This is a genomic window from Cysteiniphilum halobium (assembly GCF_003574425.1).
Lineage (GTDB): Bacteria > Pseudomonadota > Gammaproteobacteria > Francisellales > Francisellaceae > Caedibacter > Caedibacter halobius.
In genome coordinates, this window is sequence record NZ_QLIU01000063.1 from 1 (window position 1) to 510 (window position 510).

The following is a 510-nucleotide window of genomic DNA, read 5'->3' on the forward strand; positions in this document are numbered from 1 at the left end:
ATGAACTGCAGCAACTAGTACCATTAACGTTACTGCTGTTAATGATGCACCGGTGATAAGTGCCGGTAGCACCTTAAACTATACCGAGAATGATAGTGCCACAGCAATCGATACCACGATTGTTATCAGTGATGTCGATGATACCAATATTGAAAGTGCAAGCATTAGTATCACCAATAACTATGTCAATGGTGAGGATATCTTAGCCTTTGTTGATACTGCCAATATCAGTGGTAGCTTTAATGCCACCACAGGGGTATTAAGCTTAAGTGGTAGTGATACCCTTGCTAATTATCAGGCAGCATTGCGTAGTGTGACGTATCAAAACACTTCTGATAATCCAAGTCCACTGGCACGCACTGTAAGCTTCGTTGTTAATGATGGCGATGTTAATTCAACTGCAGCAACTAGTACCATTAACGTTACTGCTGTTAATGATGCACCGGTAATTAATTTAGCGACTTTAGTGGTAAATAGCGGGCAAAGTGTTCTTATTGATAATACCATGCT

The 510-nt window shown here is 40.6% G+C and carries 1 protein-coding gene; it reads left to right on the plus strand.

What is annotated here, in order from left to right:
- Positions 1-52: 52 nt before the first annotated feature.
- A partial coding sequence (locus DNK85_RS10000) for a hypothetical protein (protein ID WP_162896667.1) occupies positions 53-510 on the plus strand: 458 nt, incomplete at its 3' end.